The sequence below is a fragment of the Vibrio syngnathi genome (assembly GCF_002119525.1).
In the GTDB taxonomy this organism is placed as follows: Bacteria; Pseudomonadota; Gammaproteobacteria; order Enterobacterales; family Vibrionaceae; genus Vibrio; species Vibrio syngnathi.
Genome location: NZ_CP017917.1, coordinates 1 through 26,378, shown reverse-complemented (window position 1 = coordinate 26,378; position 26,378 = coordinate 1). Strand labels below are relative to the sequence as shown.

General features: G+C 43.9%; 17 protein-coding genes and 2 pseudogenes. 5 read left to right on the top strand and 14 right to left on the bottom strand.

Annotated elements, in window-relative coordinates; translation table 11 throughout:
- Positions 1–5: 5 nt before the first annotated feature.
- The 3 genes from putA (at position 6) to putP (ending at position 5,554) form a co-directional block, all read left to right on the top strand.
- Complete coding sequence (gene putA / locus K08M4_RS15115) at positions 6–3,161, top strand: bifunctional proline dehydrogenase/L-glutamate gamma-semialdehyde dehydrogenase PutA (protein WP_086050470.1); 3,156 nt, start codon at positions 6–8, stop codon at positions 3,159–3,161.
- Positions 3,162–3,172: 11 nt separating this feature from the next.
- The gene (locus K08M4_RS15110; RefSeq protein WP_086050469.1) at positions 3,173–3,877 is read left to right on the top strand and encodes a 1-pyrroline-5-carboxylate dehydrogenase; all 705 of its coding nucleotides are present in this window, start codon (positions 3,173–3,175) and stop codon (positions 3,875–3,877) included.
- 150 nt (positions 3,878–4,027) lie between these two features.
- Positions 4,028–5,554, top strand: coding sequence for a sodium/proline symporter PutP (gene putP, locus K08M4_RS15105; protein ID WP_198299342.1), 1,527 nt, complete (start codon positions 4,028–4,030; stop codon positions 5,552–5,554).
- 674 nt (positions 5,555–6,228) lie between these two features.
- On the opposite strand, the gene K08M4_RS22150 is transcribed toward putP, so the two are convergent.
- Positions 6,229–6,399, bottom strand: a complete 171-nt coding sequence (locus tag K08M4_RS22150) for a hypothetical protein (protein ID WP_086050467.1) — start codon at positions 6,397–6,399, stop codon at positions 6,229–6,231.
- 279 nt (positions 6,400–6,678) lie between these two features.
- Between K08M4_RS22150 and K08M4_RS15090 the strand changes: the two genes are divergently transcribed.
- A complete protein-coding gene (locus K08M4_RS15090; protein WP_086050466.1) occupies positions 6,679–7,167 on the top strand; it encodes an Lrp/AsnC family transcriptional regulator in 489 nt (162 codons plus the stop codon).
- 133 nt (positions 7,168–7,300) lie between these two features.
- Here the strand turns inward: K08M4_RS15090 and K08M4_RS15085 are convergent, their stop codons facing one another.
- A complete protein-coding gene (locus K08M4_RS15085; RefSeq protein WP_086050465.1) occupies positions 7,301–8,005 on the bottom strand; it encodes a DUF445 domain-containing protein in 705 nt (234 codons plus the stop codon).
- A gap of 296 nt (positions 8,006–8,301) precedes the next feature.
- A complete protein-coding gene (locus tag K08M4_RS15080; protein ID WP_086050464.1) occupies positions 8,302–10,152 on the bottom strand; it encodes an ABC transporter ATP-binding protein in 1,851 nt (616 codons plus the stop codon).
- 529 nt (positions 10,153–10,681) lie between these two features.
- On the opposite strand from K08M4_RS15080, the gene K08M4_RS15075 reads away from it, so the two are divergent.
- The gene (locus K08M4_RS15075) at positions 10,682–11,656 is read left to right on the top strand and encodes an arginine deiminase-related protein (protein WP_086050463.1); all 975 of its coding nucleotides are present in this window, start codon (positions 10,682–10,684) and stop codon (positions 11,654–11,656) included.
- Between the two features lie 181 nt (positions 11,657–11,837).
- Here the strand turns inward: K08M4_RS15075 and K08M4_RS15070 are convergent, their stop codons facing one another.
- The 11 genes and pseudogenes from K08M4_RS15070 to K08M4_RS15020 all read right to left on the bottom strand — a co-directional run bounded on the left by K08M4_RS15070 (position 11,838) and on the right by K08M4_RS15020 (position 26,279).
- The gene (locus K08M4_RS15070) at positions 11,838–12,470 is read right to left on the bottom strand and encodes an esterase/lipase family protein (RefSeq protein WP_086050462.1); all 633 of its coding nucleotides are present in this window, start codon (positions 12,468–12,470) and stop codon (positions 11,838–11,840) included.
- A gap of 121 nt (positions 12,471–12,591) precedes the next feature.
- Positions 12,592–13,418, bottom strand: a pseudogene (locus tag K08M4_RS15065) (helix-turn-helix domain-containing protein).
- A 135-nt stretch (positions 13,419–13,553) separates the two neighbouring features.
- A complete protein-coding gene (locus tag K08M4_RS15060; RefSeq protein WP_086050461.1) occupies positions 13,554–14,381 on the bottom strand; it encodes a GNAT family N-acetyltransferase in 828 nt (275 codons plus the stop codon).
- Between the two features lie 266 nt (positions 14,382–14,647).
- A complete protein-coding gene (locus tag K08M4_RS15055; protein WP_086050460.1) occupies positions 14,648–15,223 on the bottom strand; it encodes a mechanosensitive ion channel domain-containing protein in 576 nt (191 codons plus the stop codon).
- The gene (locus K08M4_RS15050) at positions 15,223–16,158 is read right to left on the bottom strand and encodes a CorA family divalent cation transporter (protein WP_086050459.1); all 936 of its coding nucleotides are present in this window, start codon (positions 16,156–16,158) and stop codon (positions 15,223–15,225) included. The genes K08M4_RS15055 and K08M4_RS15050 overlap by 1 nt, the downstream gene beginning before the upstream one ends.
- 329 nt (positions 16,159–16,487) lie before the next feature.
- Positions 16,488–18,110 (bottom strand): phosphoethanolamine transferase, encoded by a 1,623-nt coding sequence (locus K08M4_RS15045; protein ID WP_086050458.1) that lies wholly within the window; start codon positions 18,108–18,110, stop codon positions 16,488–16,490.
- Between the two features lie 231 nt (positions 18,111–18,341).
- Positions 18,342–18,911, bottom strand: coding sequence for a porin family protein (locus tag K08M4_RS15040; RefSeq protein ID WP_435532566.1), 570 nt, complete (start codon positions 18,909–18,911; stop codon positions 18,342–18,344).
- 679 nt (positions 18,912–19,590) lie between these two features.
- Positions 19,591–21,261, bottom strand: coding sequence for a FapA family protein (locus K08M4_RS15035; RefSeq protein ID WP_086050456.1), 1,671 nt, complete (start codon positions 21,259–21,261; stop codon positions 19,591–19,593).
- A 794-nt stretch (positions 21,262–22,055) separates the two neighbouring features.
- Positions 22,056–23,988: pseudogene (locus K08M4_RS15030) on the bottom strand (tRNA(Met) cytidine acetyltransferase TmcA domain-containing protein); the annotation flags it as partial.
- Positions 23,989–24,081: 93 nt separating this feature from the next.
- The gene (locus K08M4_RS15025; protein WP_086050454.1) at positions 24,082–25,056 is read right to left on the bottom strand and encodes a ParB/RepB/Spo0J family partition protein; all 975 of its coding nucleotides are present in this window, start codon (positions 25,054–25,056) and stop codon (positions 24,082–24,084) included.
- Positions 25,057–25,061: 5 nt separating this feature from the next.
- Positions 25,062–26,279 (bottom strand): ParA family protein, encoded by a 1,218-nt coding sequence (locus K08M4_RS15020; protein WP_086050453.1) that lies wholly within the window; start codon positions 26,277–26,279, stop codon positions 25,062–25,064.
- Positions 26,280–26,378 lie beyond the last annotated feature (99 nt).

The window sequence follows — 26,378 nt, the reverse complement described above, 5'->3', positions numbered from 1 at the left end:
AGCGCATGTTTACAGCTACTGATGTGTTAAAGCCAGAATTCAACGAGCAGTCGCTTGCTGATCTTTGGACGCTTATCTCACCATTATATATGGTGGATGAAACCCAATGGCTAGAGCAACTTCTGCCACTAGCTACCCCTTCTGAGTCTGAAAAGCAGCAGATCACAGCCAAGACGACATCATTGATCGAAGCTATCCGTGCGGATAAAACTTCCATCCAGATGATCGATGCGCTGTTGCTTGAGTACAGCTTAGATACTCAAGAAGGCATCTTGCTGATGTGTCTGGCGGAAGCCTTGATGCGTATTCCTGATTCGGCAACGGCTGATGCACTGATTCGTGACAAATTAAGCGTTGCGGATTGGAAATCTCACCTGAAGAATTCTGACTCAGTTTTTGTTAACGCATCAACTTGGGGCCTAATGCTAACAGGCAAGGTGGTTGGACTTTCATCTAACGAGCAGAGTGCAGGTCAAGCAGTAAACCGTTTAGTGAACAAGCTTTCTGAGCCGGTGATTCGTAAAGCGATGCACCAAGCAATGAAGGTGATGGGTCACCAATTCGTTCTTGGCCGCAGCATTGCTGAAGCGCAAAAGAACGGTAAGTCTATGCGTGACAAAGGTTTTACCTACTCATACGACATGCTAGGTGAAGCGGCACTGACTACAGCTGACGCAAACAAATACTTCAAAGATTACCTAATGGCGATTGAAGCCGTAGGTCGAGACAGCTATGTTTCTCCACAATCGAATGTCTCTTCAAAATCAAGCCCAGCACCGTCTGTTTCTATCAAGCTTTCTGCGCTTCATCCACGTTACGAAGTAGCGAATGAAGAACGCGTATTGACAGAACTTTGCGACACGCTAGAGCAGCTATTGCGCCGCGCAGTAGAGCTCGATGTAGCGATTACGATTGATGCTGAAGAAGCGGATCGCCTAGAGCTTTCTCTAAAATTATTCGAAAAACTGTACCGTACCGATCTTGTAAAAGGTTGGGGTAAATTTGGTTTGGTTATTCAAGCTTACTCAAAGCGTGCACTACCGGTTCTAGTATGGCTAAACCGCCTAGCGAAAGAGCAAGGTGATTTGATCCCGCTTCGCTTAGTAAAAGGCGCTTACTGGGACAGCGAAATCAAATGGTCACAGCAAGCTGGCTTTACTGATTACCCAGTTTACACACGCAAAGAAGCGACAGACGTTGCTTATCTTGCCTGTGCGCGTTACCTACTGAGCCCAAGTGTTCGTGGCAATATCTTCCCGCAGTTTGCGAGCCACAATGCTCATACGGTTTCTGCTATTGCCGTCATGACCGACCATAAAGACTTTGAATTCCAACGTTTACACGGCATGGGTGATTCTCTGTACAACCATGCGATGGAAGCTTACCAACAATCGGTACGTATCTACGCACCGGTTGGCAGCCATAAAGATCTACTGCCATACCTAGTACGTCGCTTGCTAGAAAACGGCGCAAACAGCTCGTTTGTACACCGTCTAGTTGATGCGCGTTGCCCTGTGGCAGAGCTGACTCAACATCCTGTCGATATGCTTCTGGCGTTCGATACATTGCACAACACTAAGATTCCTCTGCCTCCAGCGGTATTCCCTGAGCGTAAGAACTCTTACGGTGTGAACATTGATATTGAAAGCGAAGCGCATCAGTTTGAAGAGCAAGTAAAAGGCTTCCTAAACAATCAATGGACTGCGGGCCCTGTGATCAACGGTGAATCTCTTGCCGAAAGCATGATCAAGGCTGATCAGAACGTTGAGCAAGTGACTGCACCTTATGATCGTCGTATTAATGTGGGGCAGGTGGCTTTCGCTAACCTTGATCATGTTTCCGCAGCGATCACTGGCGCAGACGCAGCATTCGCTGATTGGAACGCAACATCGGTTGAAACCAAAGCGGCGGCACTTGATAAGTTGGCAGACCTGATGGAAGACAACCTCGCTGAGCTGGTGGCGATTTGTCATCAAGAAGCGGGTAAGACAATTCACGATAGTGTTGATGAAGTACGTGAAGCAGTCGACTTCTGTCGTTACTACGCAAAACAAGCGGACAACCTACAAGGTTTCGAACTAAAAGGTTTTGATGGCCAAACACGAATCGCTTCTCGACAAGGTCGTGGTGTGTTCGTTTGTATCAGCCCTTGGAACTTCCCTCTAGCTATCTTCCTTGGCCAAATTACAGCGGCATTGGTTGCAGGTAACACGGTTGTGGCTAAGCCTGCCGAGCAAACAAGCCTGATTGCAGCTCGCGCGGTTGAACTGATGAATGAAGCGGGCTTCCCTGCTGGCACGATTCAGTTACTACCAGGTCGCGGTGCTGAGATCGGCAGTGCACTAACAAGCCATGATGCGATTGCGGGCGTTGCCTTTACTGGTTCTACGCCAACGGCACAGCGTATCAATGTGTCATTAGCCACTCGTAACGCTAAGCCAGTTCCGTTTATTGCGGAAACAGGCGGCCAGAACGCGATGATCGTCGACAGTACTGCACTGCCTGAACAGGTAGTTCGTGATGTGATTCGTTCAGCATTCGCTTCAGCAGGTCAGCGTTGTTCTGCACTACGTGTGCTTTACATCCAAGAAGACATTGCAGACCGCGTGGTTGGATTGATTCATGGTGCAATGGACGAGCTGAGTGTTGGTATTCCACACCTTCATAAAACCGATGTTGGCCCTGTTATCGACCAAAACGCGAAACAGAAGCTAATGGCGCACTTAGAAAACATGACCAATACCCAGAAGAAGGTGGCTCAACTTTCTCTAGGTACGGATTGTGAACATGGTGATTTTGTTCCACCAAGTGCTTTTGAAATTGATGACATCAGCTGCTTGAAAGAAGAACAATTTGGCCCTGTGCTACACATTGTTCGCTTCAAAGCGAGTGAGCTAGCGCAAGTGGTAGACCAAATCAACCAAACCGGTTTTGGTCTAACCATGGGTATCCACAGCCGTAACGAGACAACTTACCGTTGGATCGAAAAACACGTGCGCGTGGGTAACTGCTACATCAACCGTGACCAAGTGGGCGCCGTTGTTGGAGTTCAACCATTCGGCGGCCAAGGCTTATCAGGTACTGGCCCTAAAGCGGGTGGTCCTCACTACCTATTCCGCTTTACTGATGTTCATTTCTCTCAATCACAAGACAAGGCATAAGGAGCAGTATCATGGTTCATCAAGTGACAGGTTTTTCTGATGCTTTGTTAGCGTGGGAACAATGGAATCTTACCGACTTTGATCATAAGAGTGCTCAGGTACTTTCATTCAAATCAGAGATCGAAAGTCAATCTGCGCCTTTGGCTGCAGTGGCGACTTATCATCTAGAGCAAGCCTCTGCGCTGCTTTCTGAGCATCACCTAATGGCTGGCCCTACGGGCGAAACCAATGAGTTGTATGCCGCAGGCCGCGGTGTGGCTTTAGTGATTGTTGATGATTGCCAAGACAAACTGCCAGCACTACAAACGGCAATGGCTCTGATTACCGCTGCACTATTGGCAGGTAACAGCGTCCAATTGTGCAGTGATGATGCGCAGTTCAATACCTTAATTGCTGACGCCGCAAAACAAGCGAATCTACCAACCAACTTGGTGCAGGTTGCCTCGTATGACGCTGCTCAACAGCTGCTGTCTTGCGATGTGCGAAGCGCGGGTTACGTGGGTAATTCACAAACGGCACAAGCTATCAATTTACAGCTTGCTAAGCGTGACGGTGCAATCGTCGGTTTAGTGGCTGAAACGGATCTGGTGACAATGAATGTTGCTAATGATCCACACCTATCGCTGCGCTTCATTACCGAGCGTACGCGAACTATAAATATAACAGCCGTGGGCGGTAACGCGACCTTGCTCGAACTTGGAAGCGAAGCTCACTAACCTTCAGTAAAATTGGCTCTGAGCACTTTTGGTTTGCTCCATTTTTGGGTTTTCCCATTTTTGGTTTTCTCCCCTAGCGCCTTGGAGCCTCAATACCTAACTCAATGCACTCGCTTGCCTTTACGGTGAGTGTCTTGCATTGAATTAGGCATGGAAGGCTTTCTACAAAATGAGGACTATCAAATGATAGAAAACAGTTTTGCAATAACGACGACGTTCATTGCGTATCTAATTATGATGCTAGCGATCGGTGTTATTGCTTACAAACGTACATCTAACTCAACTGACTACTTCCTAGGTGGTCGTTCGTTAGGCCCATGGCCTGCTGCACTTTCTGCTGGTGCATCAGACATGAGTGGTTGGTTGCTACTTGGCCTGCCTGGTTACGCTTACGCTGCTGGCTTTGAAGCATTTTGGCTTGCTGGTGGCCTACTTGTGGGTACTTGGGCAAACTGGTTAATCAGTGCAAAACGTCTACGTACTTACAGCATTACAACTGAATCACTGACGCTGCCTGAGTTCCTATCTCGCCGCTTCAATGATAACTCTAAGCTGATCCAAACGATTTCTGCTTTCTTTATCCTTTTATTCTTCCTTTTCTACACAAGTTCAGGCTTGGTAGCTGGTGGTAAATTGTTTGAAACGGTATTCGGCCTTGATTACACAACAGCGGTAATTATCGGTACAGTATGTGTCGTTTCTTACACCCTGTTTGGTGGTTTCCTTGCGGTATCTTGGACTGACTTGGTTCAAGGTCTACTGATGTCTGCAGCGCTATTGATTGTACCCATCGCGGCAATGAACGGTGGCCTAGGTCAGCTTTCTAGCGACCTACACAACATCAACCCAGAGCTACTTACGCTATGGAATGATGCGAAAGGTGAACCTCTTTCTGCTATTGCGATCATCTCTCTCGCGGCATGGGGTTTGGGTTACTTCGGTCAGCCACATATCCTTGCACGTTTCAAAGCAACACGTAGTAATAAAGACCTAACAGCGGCACGTCGCATTGCAGTGATCTGGACTGCACTGTCTATGGTTGGTGCAATGCTTGTGGGTCTTGTGGGTCTAATCTATGTGACTAACTCTGGTGCACCTAAGCTAGACGATGGCGAAAAGACCTTCATGCTTCTTGTGAACGCGATGTTCCACCCAGTAATCGCCGGTATCCTACTGGCTGCAATCTTAGCGGCAATCATGAGTACTGCGGATTCACAGCTTCTTGTTTCTTCATCTGCAATGGCAGAAGATCTGTATAAGCAAGTTTTGAAGAAAGACGCAACGTCAGAAGAGATTGTTCGTGTCGGCCGTTTCGCTGTTATTCTAATTTCTCTTGTTGCTCTTGTTCTGGCGATGACACCAGACAGCTCAGTACTTGGCCTTGTATCTTACGCATGGGCTGGTTTTGGTGCTGCATTCGGCCCTGCCATCGTATTAAGCCTGTACTGGTCTCGTATGAACCGTAACGGCGCTCTAGCGGGTATCGTAGTTGGTGGTGTTACGATTGTACTTTGGAAGCAATTGACGGGCGGTTGGTTCGATGTTTACGAAATCGTACCGGGAATCATCCTATCGACGCTTTCTATCGTGATTGTGAGCCTAATGACTGGCGAACCAGAAGACGAAGTGAAAAAGCAACACGCTGAGTTCGAGAAGAACCTAGTTGAGCTAGACTAATTTACATTGTAAAACACATGTGAATTAGCAAAAGAACATGAGCTAAAAAGCAATTGTAAAAAAGTAATTGAACAATAAAAGCAATAGAGTCACTTCGGTGGCTCTATTTTTTTATGCGGGCACTACCTTTGTCTTATTAAAAATTCTGCTGAATACAGGGGAAATACGGCGGTTGTGAGGTTTACAATGTAAATTGAAACCAAATGATAGAAGAAAAACATAGAAGAGGGAGACTTTCTATAGCGCTTGATGTCAAAAAACAAACGATAAAATGGCTATTTTTTGAACTTGACGCTCACTTTTGTTATTAGCTCGGTGAATTGTTACACTGAATTGGACATCATGTGTCAATTATCAGTAACCACTAAAGACCTATAGGACAAAGGTATGCCTGATCTCTATTGCAAAGGATGTAAAAAAACAACACTACATAAGTCTATAATGAAACGTTGTGAATCTGAGCCTGAGACAACATCTGGCCGTATGATGCAATGGACGTCAAAGCTATTTAGTGGAAACCTGTACTACGACATGGAAACTCAGCACTTCTGTCGAACGTGCAACTGTCGTTGTGAAACAGGAACTACAGTTCCCCAAGTTGGTCTGGCTTAGATTATAGTAAGTGCTTACTAACTTAGATTTAAAAACCTCCCTGATGGAGGTTTTTTTCGTTTCTATGCCGCTTTTCGTGCAGGTTCTGCTTCGACGACATTGCCATCAACTTTAACTTCCCAGCCATAGTTTGAGTATTCACTTGCGAGTGCTTGGGCAACATCTTTAGATACCGTTACGTGTGTCCATGAACCGATTCCGTAAGGTTTATATGCGAGTTCTTGCGTTTTCATAATAGAGTCATCCTTTCTCTTTGAGAATTCTATTATTCACTTTGGCCTATATCCTTTCTTTCGTTTCTGGCTCAACTTATTTGTTAATCGGGTCATTCCTATAATAATTTGTTAATATCCGGAGTTTGATTTATAAGGGTTGTTATCACTCTGTGTGGTTTTATATTTAACGTGAATGCGAATGGCCTATTTAGTTTTCTAAATGTGTGAGCGCGGTTTTCTTCGATTGCTCTTAGTATGGAATATACTGAGCACAATCTAGAATGTTTAAGGAATGTTATGTCTCAGCATCAACTCGATCGTATCGATAAAGAGATACTAAGAATTCTGCATATGAAAGGCCGTTTGCCTGTGGTCGAGCTGGCCAAACAGGTCAACCTAACGACTTCACCTTGCTCTGATCGGTTGAAGCGATTGGAAAAAGCGGGTTACATCACTGGCTATCATGCTGAGCTTTGTTCAGAAAAGCTGGGGCTCGATGTCCAAGTGTTTATCCATATTCGTCTCGATCAAACCAGTTTTTCAATTTTTGATAAATTTGCCCAAGCGGTTGAAACGATGCCTGAAGTCGAAGAGTGCTATTCGCTGTCGGGGGATTTTGACACCATGATCAAGGTTCGAGTAAAAGACATGAAGGCGTACCAAGCATTTATGGCAACTAAGTTGGGTACCCTACCCGGAGTAATTCAGACGCGCAGTGAAGTGGTGATTGAAGAGCACAAAAAAGGTTTTGGCGTGAACCCCGAGCTATTGGCAACCCTAAAATAGTAGCCTGCTTTCGCCTTACCAAGATTATTTAGATATAAAAAATGGAAGCCAATAAGCTTCCATTTTTTGTTGAACGTCAGATAAAGGGGAGCAGATTAAGTTAGAGCAAATAGAATGAGAACAGATAAACTGCTTATAGCGTAATTGCCGCAGAGATTAAGCCAATCACACCGCCAAATACCCCACCCCAAACGACCAACCAACCAAGATGTTTTTTGATCATGGCTTGAACCATCTCTTTAACCAGTTTAGGTGTCAGTTCATTCAAGCGCTGATCGATGATCGCCTCAATGTTTTCTTTAATTTCATCCATCATTGCAGGCGATTCAAGTTCATCCTTGATGGCATTTTTTACAGAATCACTCTTGCTGATTTCAATCACAGATTCTTGCATCTTCTCAACAAATGGCGCTTTCATTGGCTGTAGTGCTTCTGTGCCACCAACCATCGCTAACATGCCACCAAACTGTGAGTTTTCGATAACATGCACCAGTGAATCGAATGCAGGGTTAAAGTCAATCTTCTTGATCACAGGCTCTAGGTTGAGTGATTTCCCGGTCATTTCACTACTAAGAAAACGGTCGATGTTACTTTCAGTAAAGAACTGTTCCATCATCAATTGCTTGATGGCTGCCTTGAACTCTTCAAAGCGTGCAGGAATAACGCCAGAACCGTATAAGCCGGGTACTTTCTCGAACAACATGTGAATCGCAAGCCAGTTGGTGATGGCACCAGAAAAGGCGAATAAGCCTGCGTAAAGTAAGTATTGGTTTGCTGTCGCATAGCCGCCAGCAAGCAGCGCTAACGCAATAACGTTAGTTAAGACACTTTTGTTCATGGTTGATCTCTAAAAAGAATACTGCGCGCATTTTAAGAAAAAAATGCCAAGAAAAAAACAAAAGGATCGACGAAGTTATAGAACCGATAAAAACAGACGAGAGAGACGCGAAGAATAACAGACATAAAAAAGGCTAGCCTCCCCCCGAAGTCTAGCCTTATTCCAGAACGCGCAAGCGAAGCGTCATTGCTGTTAATGTCATTATATGATTACGACATAACATTCTGCCATGTGTAATTTACTAGTATTTAACATTTTGGTGTGAATTACGCTGCACTTTTAAAATGGAATATTAATTAAGCACTCGTTGCCTGCTCAAGATCATCACCAATAAAGCCACCTGTTTGGTGATTCCACAATTGAGCATAGATGCCATTTTGTGTAATCAACTCTTGGTGCGTGCCCTCTTCGACGATATTACCTTGGTCGAGTACGATCAAACGGTCCATTGCTGCAATCGTCGATAAACGGTGTGCAATCGCGATAACCGTTTTGCCTTCCATTAGCTCAATCAAGCTCTCTTGAATCGCAGCCTCTACCTCAGAATCGAGTGCTGATGTTGCTTCATCTAGAACCAACAGCGGTGCATTTTTCAAAAGTACGCGTGAGATAGCCACACGTTGGCGTTGGCCACCAGAAAGCTTAACGCCACGTTCACCCACTTGAGCATCGTAACCAATGTTACCAAACGGGTCGGTGAGCGTTTCAATGAACTCGTGGGCGTGCGCTTGTTGGGTTGCGGCATACACTTCTTCATCTGTTGCGTCAGGTCGTCCGTAAAGGATGTTCTCTTTGATTGAACGATGAAGCAGTGAAGTATCTTGAGTCACCATGCCGATGTTGCTGCGCAGTGAATCTTGCGTGACATCTGAGATCACTTGGTCATCAATTAAGATGCGACCGCTTTCTACGTCGTGGAAACGCAGCAGCAAGTTAACCAAGGTTGATTTACCTGCCCCTGAACGGCCAACCAAGCCCACTTTTTCACCTGGTTTAATGTTGAGGTTAAGGTTGTTAATCACACCCTTATTCTCGCCGTAGTTAAAGCTCACGTTATCGAAGTTGATGCCGCCTTGTGGCACATCTAAAGGTTTCGCATCTTTTTTGTCTTCGATAGCGATAGGTTTAGATAGCGTTTTAATGCCATCAATCACGGTGCCTAGGTTTTCAAACAGACCGCCGATTTCCCACATGATCCATTTCGACATGCCGTTAATACGCAAAGCCAAGCTGACTGCAATGGCAATTGCGCCCACGGTGATCGCGTTGTCTAGCCATAGGTAGATAGAAATACCGGCAATGCTGAATACCAATAGATAGTTAGCAAATTCAACGCAGATGTTGAAGCCAGTAACCAAGCGCATTTGGCGATGGACTGTGTCTAAGAAGCCTTCCATGCCCTCTTCAGCGTATTCGGTTTCTCTTTTGCTGTGTGAGAACAGTTTGACCGTTGCGATATTGGTGTAGCTATCCACAATGCGGCCCGTCATCAACGAGCGAGCATCCGCTTGCTCTGAAGACACGTCTTTCAGCTTTGGTACGAAGTGCAGTTGAATGCCAACGTAAATGAACAACCAAATCAACATCGGAGCCATCAAGCGCCAATCTGATTCTGCAAGCATGAATAGCATCGCTGTAAAGTAAACCGTCACGTAGACGAATACATCGACCATTTTGGTTACGGTTTCACGCACTGCGAGCGAGGTTTGCATCACTTTGGTCGCGACACGCCCGGCAAAATCATCTTGATAGAATGACAAGCTTTGCTTCAAAAGGTAACGGTGGGCTAGCCAACGAATCGACATTGGGTAGTTGCCCAGCAAAGTTTGGTGAAGCAATAGCGAATAAACACTGATCAAGATTGGCATCACGACCAACAGCAGAACGCCGAGCCCCATCAGTGTTGATTTATTATCAGCAAGGAAGGTTTCGGGATTGCTTGTTGATAGCCAGTCAACCAGTTGTCCCATGTAACCAAATAGCGCGACCTCGATGATCGCGATGGTCATGCTCATTAGGCCGAGCAAGATCAACGGTTTTTCAAAACCACGGGTGTAATGGCGGCAGAATGCCACTATTCCAGCAGGAGGTTGTATCGGCTCTTCCTTTGGAAAGGCTTTAGTAAAGCCTTCAAATTTCTTGTACATAGATTTCCCTTTATAAACAATGCATCTATTAGTAACGGCATCGTCGTGTAGCTTGTTTTTATAAATTTGGTTTGAAATTTTATAAGTGCTAATGAGTTCTTATCAGTATGACCTCATCAGGTAGATTTTGTTGTTAGTTCTTTTTAAGTGACGTAGGAAAGGTTCAAAGAGTGTCTTTCACGACGCTTATCTTAGATTGAATTAGGCAGGAAAAGTTAAGCTTATTTCAAACGTAATTGATGGTTATGCAACGGTGATAATCCTAACGTTAAATGGATTAAATTGTAATCAAAACTCGTGTGGAGCTGAAATAATGAAATAGGCATATTTATCCATAAAATTCTTTAACGAATATGCATACAATTGGTTCTTTCTGATGTGCTGTTATCTTGCAGTAAAAATTACCGATTAATCTAAGATCTACAGTAATTGTTTGGGATAAATATTCAAATCATTATTATTTTCAGTGAATCTTGTTGTAACAAGTTGTTTACAATTCTGAGGTAAATAAAAGATAGGGACGGTTGAAATGTTAAACCTACACAAAAAATCACTGCATATTACTAATGTTCAAAACGCAAATTGCGTTGTTATGGTGCCACCAAAAGAATTTAAATTTAACGAAGAAACTGCCCGTGATAACGAGTTTCAGCACAGGGTCAATCTGACCGAAGCTGAGGTGAAGGTTGAAACAATGGCTGAGTTTAAGGCCATGGTGGCTTCGTTGCGTAAAGAAGGTGTGCAAGTTGTAGAGTTTGATTATCCGAAACTGGATGTTGAAACCCCTGACGCAGTGTTCCCGAACAACTGGTTCAGTACTTGTAGTGATGGAAGCCTATTCACTTTCCCTATGGCCTGTGAAAACCGTCAGCATGAAGTTAAGCCTACAGCTCTTATTGAAGTGTTGGAAGCGTCTGGTCGCATTGTTAACCATAGTGAGTCTATGGGGTCATACGTTGCCCAAGGTTCTTATCTAGAGAGCACTGGTGTGATGGTTATCGATCATATTAATAAGACCATCTATGCTGCGCTTTCTCAGCGTTGCGACCGCGAAGTCTTGGAAGATTACGCGAAGCGTATTGGTTATTCTCGTGTGGTTTCATTCCAAACTGCATTACCGTCTGGTCAGCCGGTTTACCACACCAATGTGATGATGGCGATTGGTGATAACTTCTGCGTGATCTGTGATGAAGTGATCCCTGAGTTTGAACGCCGCTTTGTGGTGAAATCTCTTGCCAAAGACAAGCAGGTTATCTCAATCTCGCTCGATCAGATGAACCGATTCTGCGGCAACATTCTGCAATTGGAAACGGTGAATGGCGACAAGGTGATCGCGATGTCCCAATCGGCTTACGATGCGTTTTCTCCAGCTCAATTAGCTCAGCTTTCAACACATGGAAAGCTACTGCCATTTAACGTGAAAACGATTGAAGACATTGGTGGTGGTTCGGTGCGATGCATGTTGGGTGAGGTGTTCTTACCAACGCGAGTGAATCGTTTGTAACAAGTATAGAAAGTATAACAAGCACTCATTTTAGCAATGAATCTTTGAATACCACTCTTATCGCAGAGTGGTATTTTTATTTTTATCTATCTTTGTCTCGGTCTACCAGAAGTAAGAAAACAGAAATAACAAAACCAGAGCTTGATACAAGAGCTAGCACGCAAAAGCTAACAGGAAAAAACTATGAAGCGTCCTTAAAAGCTCTGTGTTCGATGAACTGAGCCGACAGTGTCACGACTTCTTTGGAGTAGACAAGCGCAGTATGGTTGAGTTTGAGAGCGTATGTATCTGTTGCCCCTCTCAGGTTTGCGTCTTCGAGTGTCACTGTGCCATCGCCAGGGTTTCTTCCCAGTACAATACGTCCGACTCCGGCGTCGTAGGTGCCGGTAATCACGCCAATCGGCACATCAATATCGTAGTCACCCAAGCCATCACTTAAGATCATCTTGCTCGAACCGAATATAAAGCCGAGGCCATGATTCGAGAGTGTTTTGGCGATAGTCGCGCCATTGTGCGGCGTGCCTGCGGTGATAATACAGGTATCGGCAAAGTTGGGTTGGTAGAACTTAAAGTAGTGGCGAATGAGCAAGCCACCCAGTGAGTGACCGAAGAAATAGACCTCATCGTGCTCATCAAATCGAGCATTCACGAAGCGATTAAGGCGTTTGGCTGCAGAAGGAAAACGCAGCGAATTGTAGGCAAACTTGTGCGTTGTAAAGCCGCGTTTTTTGAAATTTCTATCCAGATACTGCATGATCAACGCAGGCATATATAGACCATGAATTAAAACTATATGTTTGTTTTTATTATTCATTTTTGTCCTCCGTCTTATGGTGTCCCCAGTATATTTAGTCGCAAATCTAAACTCAATAAAACTTGCTACTAATGGGACACAAAAGACAGAGAGTGCTTGATGGGTAAAGGTAAAGGGTAGGTTAGTCCGATCTCACTCCACCATAAACATCAATAGTTAAACCGCCTTGTTTAGCGTAAGTATTGGGTGTTAGACCGATGGTTTTCTTTAGGTAACGAATCAGGTGCGGTTGGTCGCTAAATCCAAATTGAAAGGCGACGTCCATCCAGTCGATGTCATCCAAATTTCGCTTATACAAGTATTCCAACATCGCTTCGACTTTGTTCATCGATTGGCACTGTTTTAATGTCAGCCCAGTTACCTTGTTGAAGCTTCTTTCCAAGGTTCTTTGCGAGCAAAACAGCTTGTCGCCAAGCTCTGCAATCGGTGTCGAACCAAGCACACCCAACACCTTACTTGTCAGTTCGCTGTGCCTATCCGTTTTAGCTGTCGATAACCAAGGAAGCAGCAAATCATCTAACTGCTGACAGCAGGCCTCAACATCGGTTTGGGCGAGCTTGATCAGTGACGTTGCATCGGCGTTTGGGTTGTTTAGCAAACCTGACTAACCCTGTCTAAACTAGGGTGAGGGCAATCTGGGAGAGCCAATGAATACAAGGCCCCGACATGGAATTTAATGCCTAGGTGAACAAAGGGCTTCGAGTGATCCAATTCGATGGCTTTATGGTGTGGTAACAGCAGATGGCTGCCAACGCCTTGATCGATCTGTTGCTCAATCGTGTAGTGATATGCCTGCTCGCTTGGCGATAAGATCAGGTGCGCCGATGGATCGGGATTGAGTATCGGAAATTGATGAGTTTGAGCGTCGGGCGTCTTTTCAATCAGCCAGTAGCAATCAATGAACTGAGCAACTACAGGGGATTTTGGAGACTGTAACCAATTGATCATTAGACCTTCTATTTCAGATGACTGTCACCTCCAACTATATGTGGATATCGTTGGAGGTGACAGTTTTTAAGAGCATCTATTATCAGAACTGAACCTTCAGCTTAGTTCTGATATTTAGCCAATATCAAGGCTAAGCTATTTCTTTAACTCGCTAAAATCAAACTGTAAGATGCGATGTTTTGATGATAACCCAGCGCGTTTAATGGCCTTTTGTGCGCCAATATTGCTGCTTTCTGTGGAGCAAATAACTTCCAAACCTTGGCTGGTGGCGTGTTGTGTTAGAAAGTTCAGTACGCGTGTTGCTAAGCCTTTTCCACGTTCTGCTTGCGCGACAATCATACCCAAGTCAGCAAACTGCGTTTGGTGCTCATCGAACTTACGGCACTCTCCTGTAGCAAGAATACTGTCGCTTTCCCAGTAGCCCCATAGCTCTTGGCGGGCAATCAAATTACCGTAGTAACCGGTGAGCCACTCTTTAGGCGCGCCAATCGCTGAGGAAGCAAATTCGACTAGCTGATCGAGTTGCTCTTCCGTCGCGAGAGTCATCTCGATGTTTTCAATGTTGTTTGCGACAGCCGTTGGACGCTGGCGGAACATCAATGCGTTGACTTTGAAGGACTCGGTATTGTCCAAGCATAGTGACAGATATTGCGGCTCTGCTGTGCTCACGAATGCGCCTTTCACCTCCCCAATCACAGAGCTGTTGTTTTCGATGATCAAGGTGAACAAGTCGGCTATGTTCGCGTTGGCTGTTGCCGCTAGGAATAACTGAAGCAAGTAGCCTTCACCATTTAATACGCAGTAACCGACAAGATTACCGTTTTCGTAAAAACCAAAATGGTCAGACATTGGCACAAAGCCAAAGTGCCACATGCCATCGAGTGGTGCTGTTGACTCAGCAAAGTAAGCCGTTTTAAATTCGTTTAAGTCGCTAAGTGTTGAGATTTTTTTGATGTCTAACATCGCTTGAATTCCTGCTGTCTTGATTCGGTAGAGTGCGTGGTCGTCAGCTTGTTCTCAGGTACTTCAATTGACGATGAAATAAATCGATTAGCTGAGCCACGTCTTAATAACAGCAATTGTAGGCGACGGCTTGAGGCTGGTATTGAATAAAAACGACAGTTTTGAAAGGTGTGTGGGTGTTAACAGAAGAGCTGATGTTAATTGAAAGAGGGCAAGATATTTTGCCCTCTGCTGAACTTATTGATTGGGACGTTGAATAGGGCGCATTACTTTCCTGAGTCTTCAGCTTTGATGAGTTTTGTATCGACAGTTTTACTCTTTAACTCAGGATCAACTAATACCTTTATCACGCCCTTTTGTAGGATCAGGTTATTAGGGTAGGTGATGATGTTGCCCGAACTGTGTCGAAGAATAACGTGGAACATGGTGATATCGATGATCACACCGCTGATGTCTTCGTCTTTCTCCGCGACTCTTACTCTGTCACCAATGCGATAAGGGAATACGAAAAATATTAGTACGCTGGCTGTAAGGTTACTTAGAATCGACCATTGCGCGAACAAAGCGACACCCAGCACCGCAAATATGGATGACAAGAATAGTGAAATATCACCAAAACCTAAGTTAAGAACAATCGTAAACACAGCGATGAAGAGTAGAAACAGAGCGATATTAAAACACTTGATCACGAATTGCTTACGCTTGAATGCTACTCGCTTGTTTTTAGCCAGTGCTTCGATCCAATTCTTCCCCAAGCGTTTTGTCACCCAATACGCAGTGATAAGAAGTAAACCTAAACTCACTTGCTTAAGCCACATATTTGATTGTAAATATTCAACCATTAAATAAACCTTAATTTCTTCAAAATAGCGACTTCAATCGCCACGACCATCAGCAGTCCGATACAAAAAAGTGGAAATGCCACAGTGTTGTCTGTTCCTGGGATCCCAGCAATATTGACGCCCAACAAACCGGTGAAAAATCCGGCAGGTAGGAAAATACCCGCAATGATAGAAAATAGGTATGTATTTCTATTCATTTTTTCAGCTTGCTGCTGACTTCTACTCGCCAAAAACACATTAATCTGGTCGATATAGAATTCAACGGATTCGTTAATCCTCAAGATGGTATCAAGACTGTTTTTGATATGACTGTTGTGCTTACTCAATGGTGCAGGCAGGTCACTCATTAAGTCCTCAAAAACGTATTTCTGTGGTTTTAAATAGCGTCTCAACCTGAGCAATCTAGAATGCAGAGCATTGATGGACTTAATATCGTGATGAGATTCAGACTCTAGCTGATCAATCAGTTCTTCGACGGGAGTCAAGAAGCTTGATATGTAATGGTTAATTCCACGGATCATTCCAAGTAAGACATCAGGCAATGATGTTGGACCTTGGTTTTGTTTTAGATCGGATATTAGATTACTGACCGCTTTCGAAGGAACTTTACGTGTCGAGATTAAAGTGCCTTTGTACCATAAGATGCGTAAGCTCAACATATCGTCAGGGTTCGCACCTTCGTTTAGGTTAATGCCTCGCAAGATCATCAAAAAGCAGTCGTGACCAAACTGCTCAAATCGAGGACGAGTATCGTCTGTGAGTAATGAATCGATGATGGCATTTGGAACCGTATTACTGTGGAGCCATTCTCTCAAACCGTCAGCATCTCTTTGGCAGTGATACCAAGTTGATTGCTCGAATGAGGCAGGGCTGGTGGTGTGCTCATGTGCCACACCTTCTGAAAATTGCCAGCTTGAAATTATGAAAGCGTCCATTCGCTGTCCTTAATGATATGACGTAAACATTGGTATTATGGCGCCATTCAGGTGCCGTATTGAACTGAGATTAATAGTGGTAAGTTTAATGAGCTATGTGAGTGAGATAAAGTCTAATAAGAGAGGTTGGTCTTTGGGTTCGCGACGGACTCTTCCATTATTGTCTCCATTAAATGTAGCTCATTGTTTCGTCGTTATAAATTAGCACTCTGTCTCCATGTTAGCGACGAAAAAAAAAGAAAAGACCGAGGTCTTTTCTTTTTAGGGGAAGTTGAGGAGAGCCTGCTCAGGAAACTCGAGTTTTTCGATGGTTTACATAAGACAAAGCACTATCGACATGGTGCGAAGATATCTTGTTCCTCTCGGTATTCTTTGGTTTGCACGTCCATCAAGCCAAGCAAAGAATCGAACAGGTTGTCGTGCGAAAAGCTCTGTTCCTTTCCTTCTTTACGCAAGCACGTTTCATTGATCCCTTTCTCTGTAGCAAAGCCATCAGACATCCATAGAATCATTGGTACGTGAGTCTGCTCTTTTGGTGCCAGTGAGTAGGGCATGCCATGCAAGTAGACGCCGTTTTCTCCTAAAGACTCTCCATGATCGGAAATGTACATCAACGCGACATTGAACTTATCTGTGAGTTTATCAAGTTTTTGAATCGCCTGTGAGAGAAAGAAATCCGTGTACAAAATAGTGTTGTCATAGGTATTGACGACTTGCTCTTTGGTGCAGTTTTCAATATCAGCGCGAGCGCAATCTGGCGTAAACTTCTTATGTTCGTCTGGGTAACGTTCAAAGTAAGTAGGCCCGTGAGACCCCGAAATATGATAGAAAATGATGCTATCTTGCTTGAGTTCTTGAGTATCTTGTTCGAAGTTCTCTAGCATGGCTGTGTCGTAGCACACATCGTTATTACACAGCGGGTCGCTGTCTTTGGCGACGAGAGTCATCTCTTTGATTCGATGTGCGACCGCCTTGTCTCCACCATCGTGTTCTCGCCAGATAGAGTGAATGCCTGCACGGTTCATAATGTCGACCACGTTGTCTTGGTTGTAAGCCTTGTCGCGGTCGTAGTTGCTGCGATTCATGTTAGAGAACATACATGGCACAGAAACCGCAGTGGCTGTCCCGCACGACTGAACATCAGAGAAAAATATCGGGTTGTAAGGTTTGGTATGAGCGTTGGTTTCACGCTCATAGCCATAATATTGGTAGTTATACACGCGAGCTGTCTCACCCAGCACAAACACCAATAAGGTCGGTTTGGTTGCCGCTTTGGCTTGTGCTGTTTGCTTCGCATCTAACCCTAACTCTTGATAGGGAATGGGCTGTTTGATGTAGGTGTTATTGATGTATTTAACCGTTGATGACACATACTCGGTCGGGATGATCATCTTTTTGATGTGCGAATGATTACGACCAATAGATACGTAATCTTTGTAGAAAAGCCCGGCAATGATGGCAATGACGATCAAGGAAGAGAGCAGCCCAATCGATTTCCAGACAAAGAAATCTTTCCAAGACTCTTTTTCAAGTTTGGTGAACCAGAGGATAAGTGATGGAATTCCACCCATGGCTAGTAGCCATAAGATTGAGTGACCGCTGATATAACTAGCTGCTTCACCACTATTGGTCTCGAATACGTTTTCTATCATCCCGTAGTCTACATAGATGCCGTAATTGAACATGCTGTAGCTGACTAAGGTTGAGGTGATCAGTAATAAGATGAAAAACGGTTTGGAGAATATCGGCCAATTAAAGACTTGGAAGATGAAATTAAAAGCAGCAAGGAAGAAGAACGGGATGGATACAAGAAACGCGACACTTTCAGACTTTGATGCCTGAACAATACTAAACAGTTCTTGAGAGAGCGGTAGGTTGACGACAAGCAGATAATACACAGCCAACACAAAGGGCAGCTTGTTTATCGACATGTTTAAGCTTGGTAGATTCATAGGTCTTTTTTCCTGCGTATCTTATCTCTTTATTTTAGTCTCCCTATCAAGAAAGCTCTAATATCAACGCATAAAGATCGAGAAGTGATGGTGAGTGATAACCGGCTAAAGTGAAATGGCTCGATAGGGTGTATAGATACAAAAATTCACTTTACTGTGCTGCCTTATCATAGGGCAAAGTAGCAAAGTGAATTTGAGTTATTTACTTACAACGTGGCCGTGAGGAGCACATTAGAAGTTGTATGAACCACCGAAGCTAACACTGTTGAACGCTAGTGTGTGGTCATCGTTTTTGAGAGAACCCTGATAGGAATAGTCATCAACACTCACCGCGTCAGCTTGTGAAATAAGGCGAAGTGTTAAGTGCTCAATCGGCGTGTATTCAACACCGACGCCAAAGTGGAAGCCAGTACCGCTGTCGTCCCCATAGTTTGCCGCTTGGTTCGCGTGAAGGTCAACAGAGCTTAAACCAGCTAACACGAATGGACGAATAGTGTTGTCAAACGTATAACCGATATTCGCTGATACGGAAATAGAGGTTGGCGAGAGTTTTTCTGCGCCATTTTTGTAATCTGCATAATCGTTGTAGCCAAGCTCTACGCCAACAATACGGTTGAATTGGTAACCACCGTATAGGTTATAACCCATACCATCTGAATCTAAATTACCGTGACCATCTGTATCGGAATCTTGATAGACACTAAGTCCACCACCTACATACGCGCCACCATCTGTGCTTGCTGCAAAAGTTGGAAGTGAAACTAAACCGATTAAGCCGAGTGCTAATACTGATTTTTTCATGATAATACCTTGTTTACTCATCCTGTGATGTAAATCACGGTATCGCTGACGAATGATTTATAAAACCCTCACAAATGAAACCTATTTTTTCATTGATAAAGTGACTATCTGTAGCCCTTGATTTATCAAGAGGTAAGGTCATATTTGTTGGGTATATTCTTTATAAATAAAATTCACATATTGACAAAAGGTTAAACTTGCTAAATAAAACGATGTTTTTTAATTATCACCAAAGATAGAGAGACGCGTTCTTTACAACTGTCCTTGAGGGTTTTGAATTGGGTCATATCTGGCGAAGCAGTGACAGCATCAAAACCAAGTTGTACTAATCATAGTAGTAAGTGTTCAGAAATAGCGTAGGAATAAACCTCGGAACAAGGTGCAGCTTTTGGATGAGTCATTTCGGAGAGTAGAATTTCTATAATCAGAAATCCTAGCAGCATGATGCCGTGTTTTTGCAAGTTTAGATGACATGTTATTGATCGGTCTTACCGTAAATACAACTATCACGCGAGCAAAAAAAGAGGCCTTATCGCTAAACGATAAGGCCTCCTAAAGTACATTTCAGTACGGGACAGCTGATACTTAATTTACCAGCCTGAAGGTATCCCCTCCCCCTGCTAGGATTGGTTTGATTGAGTAAAAAGCACCTCAAACACCCCTAATGAAAAAGGTTCAATTACAATGAAAGATCTTCTTTTTCCATTTTGAAAGAACATTGAATCTCATATTGATTGAATGAGAAAACACTGCCGCCATGCGTCCGCTTCGTTGTCACCATCTCATCACCAAACAAAACCGATACACGGGTGTACACTTTCTCGTGCGCCTCTACTGTGCACTCTGCAAGGTTTGTCTCAAATTCAGCTTCGAGTGTATCCAACTGCGATTTAGTATTCTCTATCGCTTGATTGTTTTTTTCTCGTTGCTGTTCAATTTCCAACGCTTTCTCTTCGCTTCTTTCAGCTTTTGGTCGCTTCTTAAATTCGAGTTCTTGGCGGATGACGTCCATAGTTTGTTCTTGAGCGTGTTTATAAATTTCCTTCAATTGAGCTATCTTTTTTTGATACCCATCGTAGCGTGCAAAACCATGAACCTTAGTTGCTGTATCGCCCTCAACGCCCAAGAAAACACATTCGACTTTGCCGCCGACTTTGGCTTCACCGCCACTCAGCGTGCCATGCTTTTTCAAGGTATCCATCACAATGAGATTGTTGCCACAACGAATGTCGTTACTCATGCTATGTAGATTGAGTAGAATATCATTGGCAGTTTGAAGTTCTGTATTCTGTGCATAGCTTGCTGTGATAGAGCCTTTGCTAAGCACCTTACAGCTTTTGGGCTCGTCTTCTTTAGTCGTGTGACCAATAATTCCTTTCGCGACTTTTATGTCTCCCTGAGCCTGAACTTCTGCAGATTCAATAAAACCACCAACGGTAATACTTCCGGTCGCTTTAACGATCATTCCAGGTTCTATATTTCCAGAGACAAACACATTGCCTTTGAATTTAACGTGCCCGGTAGACACATCGACATTACTAACACACAAGGCGTCATCCACCTCAATACTTCGCTCTTTGATGATGGGAAGTCCAGAGGATGAAGAGAGCAATAAGTTGGGGTCATCAGGGGAAATGTGGGTGCCTTTGCCTGGCTTGATCAAACTGTCTTGTCCAGGAAGGGGGGGGATAATTCGACCTTGAACTGTAAAGCCCGCAATACCTTTGGTGGCAGGAGTACGTTTCATTAATGGGTCATTCTGACCAACGGTAATGGTTTCTCCGAGATCTCGCATGTCGATCTTGCCTTCATCTTTACTGCGAGGCTTTAATACTTGGTTAGTAATATCTTCGACTAACGCCGAAAACTTGGCATCTTTCCCCTTGACCGGTGGAGAACCTTTGGCTACTGGCTGAGTAAACTTTTCACCCGGCTTAAGCTTGCTACTCATCATTAAGACTTTTCTAAGTGCTAGCTTGTTAATTCCTTTCGTTATGTGAGCTTGAGCCAAGCAATGAATGATATCGCTGCCTCGTAATGCCTGCCCATTATATGCCCCGGTCACCACAAGACTTGCAAGCATCTCATCATCAGACAGTTCAACCGCAACACTGGAATTACGAACTTCAGCAATCAATATTCCTTTATAAGCTTCTCCCTTACCTTCTTTGGCAAGAGTGACAAAACGCAGTATCTCTTCTTCGAAAATAAAATAGTTTGATGCGTTCAAAGCTTCTAAGGTTGTTGGCAATGTCTTATTGTCAAAGCTTGCGTTGACCACGAACCCAGACGGCAGACATGCCATTACTTGCTTCTTATCTTCCGACAATGTAACGATGCTATCCCACATTCGAATTGTGTACCCTTAATAACTCTGTTGTTATGCAGTCTATATAATTCGCTCAGTGCTTAGAATCACTACAGTATAATAATCAGCGTCACATCACTTACTTTCGATGTTGCAAAGGGACTCATAAATAAGACTGACCAATTCTAAGTTCTACTTCACCTTTACAAAAAAGATTCTTTCACGATTTTTTCAAACCATGAGTATTGGGTACGAGTATAAGATCGCAATACAGCGACGGAGCTCATCACCAAATTATTCGGGATGAATGTGATAATCCGAAATCATTGCTTCCAAACAACGGCGACAATTAGATTGGTAGAATTGATATCGGAAGCGTCATGGTGGACATGCTCAACAAAGGGGAAATCTACATAACGATTGGCTAATTGGAATTACTTAGATTTCGACAATCAGCGCTTCAGTTTACAGTGTAAATCCGGGATTCTAATTTACACTGTAAATCTAATTAGCAGTTCTAAATATGATCTGCAGTTCCAAATTTGGTAACAATCATTGGCCTGCCTATTTACACTGTAAATTTAATAATAAGGCTTCAACGTCTTTTCTAAACTGTAGCTCAATTTGCTTTCGTCCAACAAGGTCAAACTGATCAACACAAATCCCCCACTCTTTTTGCTGCACTACCTTCGCGATAAGTAAGTCAGAAATACCCGCTCCTAGAACTACGCAAGATTGAGCTTGAGACAGTGACTGATTTTGAGGCTGAGAGTTATTATGAGACAGAGAGTGAGTTTGAAACAAAGAGTGAGTTTGAAAATTCTCAGCATGTCGAGTGTGACTGAGCAGTATTAACTTCAAGATACTGAACCCAACAGCATCGTAACTGTTACCGCCATCAACATAATTTTTAACTAACTGCAGTTCAAATTCGCTGACAGATTCCGAATGTTTGGGTAGTAATGAACGCACCATATCCGTTTCAAGAGAAGCCAGAGAACCAGAAGCGAGGAAACAGAAACTACGCTCAAAATGACTTTCGAGATGATAAGTCCAGTTCTGAGTCTGTTCGTTAAGTGGCTTAACCATCAACACTGAGTGACAGCCACTTGCTTGATCGCGCTGGTGGCCAATATGCAAAGCGTTAAACTCACTGCCACGCCAGAAAGATATCAATTCACTGGTCGCGCCAAAGCTCGTTGCTAAGTAATCCGCCTGATTAGTTTTCTTTGACAACTGCCCCAACATCCAGCGACCAATTCCCAGACCTTGATGACGAGTTGAAACGGCAATACGCATGATTCGAAGACAACGACTGGTCGCCGCTTGTGTACAACCCAATTGGTTTGCGAGTAATACTGGAGCCAGGTGACCTTGAGGTCTTCGTTTTCCAAGTTGAATCTGAGCAATCAGATCGCAATCCAACCCGCCCTCTTCAGTTACCAACATACAGCCCACACATTCATTTTGATGCCAAGCTGCATACAGGTGGATTGCGGGGTTATTTAAGAACTGCATTAAATCGTTTGGTGACGTCTGATAATGAGCATCCACAAGAAGGGAAAAACATTGTTGTAGCTGATCAGGATTAGCCAAGCATTCTGCTTTTGATAACTCGACCAGAGTTAATTGGTTAATTGCATCAGCGGAAAAGCCATTTAATTCATTAACCGCCGAGTCATTTAGTGATGCGTTATTACCAAGTAGAAAGCAATCAAACAACCAAGCCTCTAGCGGATCGTTTTGATTCCAACGAATCGGTTGTTCAAGCTTAAAGCCTTTCCACCCCGGACGATGCTCTGAAAGCCAAGATTCAAACTTGATACCAAAACCTCGTCCACTGCCCTCGTATCCGTGAACGGTGGTTGAAAAAACCATACGATGATAAATGCCAACCATAGATTTGATCATCGGGATTGGAATTGCAGCCGCTTCATCGACTAATAGCAAATCACAATCAGGCTTAGACTTAAGTAATTCATCTGGAGCGATGAACCTTAAACTTCCGCCTTGATAGCGAAAGTGAGTAGCGTTAATCATTTCGTTGGATTTGAGTCGCTGACCCGCATGGAAAAAAACCGGCTCAATGGCCTTTACTGAAGGCGCTGTCACAATGATATTTAACCCAACACGCTCAACCAAAAGTTGTGCGGCCGCAATACCCAATGTCGAGCTTTTACCACGCCCTCTATCAGCAGTGATGATCAAAGGACGCTTGCGATGACCAAACACCACTTTTTTAACTAACGCAACAGCCAGATTTTGCTGGTCAAATTTGTCCAAACCATTTTCAAAGTCTTTCTTCAGAGGAAGTGCGTTAGTTGCTTGAACAATATCGTCAGCTTCATTGCTTTGTGAAACAGAAATAAGCTTATCGAAATGCCCCTTTAACCAACGTTGGCCAAAGCTCGCGCTATCTTCGGAGTCATCAACTTTTGGCGGCAACACCAGCATCAGTCCGCCACCGACTAACGAACCTAGTGCAGCGCTAAAGCCATTCGCATCAAACTGCTCTCTAAAATCACAAACAAGAACTTGGCACTCACGACCCAGCAGTTGTTGCCCTTTTTTGACTGGAGCATGGATCACACCTTCAAATGGAGTACCGCCAATCTGGAAGATGCTCGGAGTGTATGAATTTTGAAGGAAGGTAAAAACAGCAGAGTTTTGCCAATTAAAGTCGCCATCAAAGACCACGCCGTAACGGTGACCATTGTGTTGGGCAATATTAAAAAGTGTATGCAGAAAAGTGTTGCTTGGGTTTGTCATAGTTAGCGTCCAGATTCATCTAAACACAGTTTATCACAGCCAAATAAAAAGCCGCATAAAGCGGCTTTAGAAGAGTAATGAAAAGTCGTCGACTTAGTCGAGCTTAGATTGAACGAACGCGAGGATTTCTTGCATTGTTGCATCATCAACTTTCTTAAGGTTCAACGCCAAGTTTGAACCCTTACGGCTATATGACGCTCGGCCTTTAATAAATTCAACTTTTGGAGACGCTTTCTTCGCAGGTGCTGGTGCCAATTCAAGAACCCAGCCTTCTAAAGTCTCTGTAACGTCTTTTGTTAAACGAGTGACACCTTGAGCTTCGCTACGCTGCCACACAAAACCTTCAGAAGCATCACACTTGGTCAGTAATGTTTGTTGCTGCTCACTAGTAAGAGCGCTGAATTGTTTGTGTAGCTTAACAATAGTCGGACGGCCAAGGTCGCTTACATTTGGGTAAGCTTGTAGCAATTCAAGCGGCAGAGCGGCCGCTTTTAATGCGCCACTGACCAAAGCTTCACTGCACTGGAACATTTTCGCGAGTGCTTTTTGGTCTTCAGCTTCGCCTTTATCAAGCTTAGCTTGCATCTCTTTACCCTTCTCATAGAGAGAAAGTGGTTTATGAGCGTTAGCTACATCGGATAAAAACTTAGCGTGCTCACCGTTAATATTTTCAGCGACATAGATTAGGAACTCTTTGTCAGCCAAAATACATGACATTCGACGACGGCTACCATCAAGAACTTCAATCTTGCCGTCTTTGTTCTTACGACCAACCGCTGGATATTGCTGACCGCGCTCTTTAAGCGTAGTCAGTACATCGGAAAGCGCATGCTCATTTAAGAAAGATTGCTCACGTGCATTCTCTTCGAAAACAACCGTTCGTGTTGCTACATCAGCCGCAGGAATTCGAACTAATTCAAATGAAACTAAGTCTTCGCCCGCAACAGAAAGCTCGATCACTTGAGCTTGTTCTTTTGCCGCTGTTTGAGCTTCTTGTGGCGTAGCTACGCGACGTTTGTTTGCTTTACCAAATAGCTTTGCATTTAAGTCAGATGTTTTAATTGCCATTCTTGTTATCCCTGATTAAGTGAAGGCCAGTTGCTATGTAATACACGCTCTAATTCTAGAGCACTTTTTTGTACTGCGTCTTGAGCGACAGCCAGAGTTTTCTTGCCACCCTCAAAGTCGCTTACCGTGAGGTCGAAAACCGTGCTGTAAGTGTCGGCACAAGTTTCAAAGGCTCGACTTCTTGGAATCGTGGCCATCATAACTTGGTCATTCAGCAGGTAGTTCATCTCAGTCAGAACAGATACCTGTTTTTTGTTGTCGTCTTCAAACATGGTTGGCATTAGACGAACAAACTCAAGCCCTTTCCAATCTTCCGGGAACATCTCATAAACTGTTGGCAAATGCTGGAAGAAGTTAACCGTAGAAGCCCAGTCCAAACGCTTGGCTGCACATGGAATTAAAAGTGCGTTCGACGCGTACATTGCATTCCACACTAACGGGTCCACGTGTGGCCCAGTATCAATCATGATCACATCAAAATCATCGGCGATTTTGTCGATAAGCTTTTCTTTCAAAAGACGAACAATATCAAGTGACTGATCTCTAGACAGGCTTTGCCATGCTTCAGCATTAAACATCGCATCTTCTGGGAAGGCTGAAATAGTCTTCAAGTTAGGATACTGAGTTGGCAACAGCACGTTCTTACGTAAGAATTCTAGGTCAACATCCTGCTCTTCTGGCACATTATCCAACATGATATCGACTGCAGAATAAATACTGTCGTGCTCTGCACCACTAATTTGTGGGTTCAAGAACAGACGTAAAGAGCCTTGTGGATCCAAGTCAATCAGACAGATACGGTAGCGCTTATCTAAATTTAGAGACAAACAAGCAGCTAAGTGAACTGCCGTCATCGATTTACCCGTACCACCCTTTTGGTTTTGTACGTTGATAATCCATGGTTTGTTGTCAGCATGCTGCTTACGTTGATGGAACTTTGGCACTTCTGCCGCGTCCATCAACATGTGAGCTTCTGTCAATGAAATCGAGTAGTGATTAGCGTTGTTCTTTGTAAACTGGTGGCCATCAGCTTCAAGTTTAGTGATCGCTTCATCGAGTTTACGACGCGTTAAACCAGAACGAGTCTCCATCATAGCTTTAGACATTGGAGGGAAATGTTCATCACTTCGCTCTTCCAAAATAATCTCAATTCGGTCAGCCTGAACTTGTTGAGTTTGTTCGGCTAGCTGATAGAGCTTATCAATCGTTTGTTCTCTTTTCATTGCCAGTTTCCGTAATGATTAACTAAGCACAAATTGTACAGCGATTAACAACAAACACAACAAAAACATGAACATGCATTTATGAGCAAACTCACATAA

Coding starts and splice junctions, on each gene's coding strand:
- putA (WP_086050470.1), top strand. CDS start 6: ATGTTTACAGCTACTGATGTGTTAAAGCCAGAATTCAACGAGCAGTCG.
- K08M4_RS15110 (WP_086050469.1), top strand. CDS start 3,173: ATGGTTCATCAAGTGACAGGTTTTTCTGATGCTTTGTTAGCGTGGGAA.
- putP (WP_198299342.1), top strand. CDS start 4,028: ATGGAAGGCTTTCTACAAAATGAGGACTATCAAATGATAGAAAACAGT.
- K08M4_RS22150 (WP_086050467.1), bottom strand. CDS start 6,399: ATGAAAACGCAAGAACTCGCATATAAACCTTACGGAATCGGTTCATGG.
- K08M4_RS15090 (WP_086050466.1), top strand. CDS start 6,679: ATGTCTCAGCATCAACTCGATCGTATCGATAAAGAGATACTAAGAATT.
- K08M4_RS15085 (WP_086050465.1), bottom strand. CDS start 8,005: ATGAACAAAAGTGTCTTAACTAACGTTATTGCGTTAGCGCTGCTTGCT.
- K08M4_RS15080 (WP_086050464.1), bottom strand. CDS start 10,152: ATGTACAAGAAATTTGAAGGCTTTACTAAAGCCTTTCCAAAGGAAGAG.
- K08M4_RS15075 (WP_086050463.1), top strand. CDS start 10,682: ATGTTAAACCTACACAAAAAATCACTGCATATTACTAATGTTCAAAAC.
- K08M4_RS15070 (WP_086050462.1), bottom strand. CDS start 12,470: ATGAATAATAAAAACAAACATATAGTTTTAATTCATGGTCTATATATG.
- K08M4_RS15060 (WP_086050461.1), bottom strand. CDS start 14,381: ATGTTAGACATCAAAAAAATCTCAACACTTAGCGACTTAAACGAATTT.
- K08M4_RS15055 (WP_086050460.1), bottom strand. CDS start 15,223: ATGGTTGAATATTTACAATCAAATATGTGGCTTAAGCAAGTGAGTTTA.
- K08M4_RS15050 (WP_086050459.1), bottom strand. CDS start 16,158: ATGGACGCTTTCATAATTTCAAGCTGGCAATTTTCAGAAGGTGTGGCA.
- K08M4_RS15045 (WP_086050458.1), bottom strand. CDS start 18,110: ATGAATCTACCAAGCTTAAACATGTCGATAAACAAGCTGCCCTTTGTG.
- K08M4_RS15040 (WP_435532566.1), bottom strand. CDS start 18,911: ATGAAAAAATCAGTATTAGCACTCGGCTTAATCGGTTTAGTTTCACTT.
- K08M4_RS15035 (WP_086050456.1), bottom strand. CDS start 21,261: ATGTGGGATAGCATCGTTACATTGTCGGAAGATAAGAAGCAAGTAATG.
- K08M4_RS15025 (WP_086050454.1), bottom strand. CDS start 25,056: ATGGCAATTAAAACATCTGACTTAAATGCAAAGCTATTTGGTAAAGCA.
- K08M4_RS15020 (WP_086050453.1), bottom strand. CDS start 26,279: ATGAAAAGAGAACAAACGATTGATAAGCTCTATCAGCTAGCCGAACAA.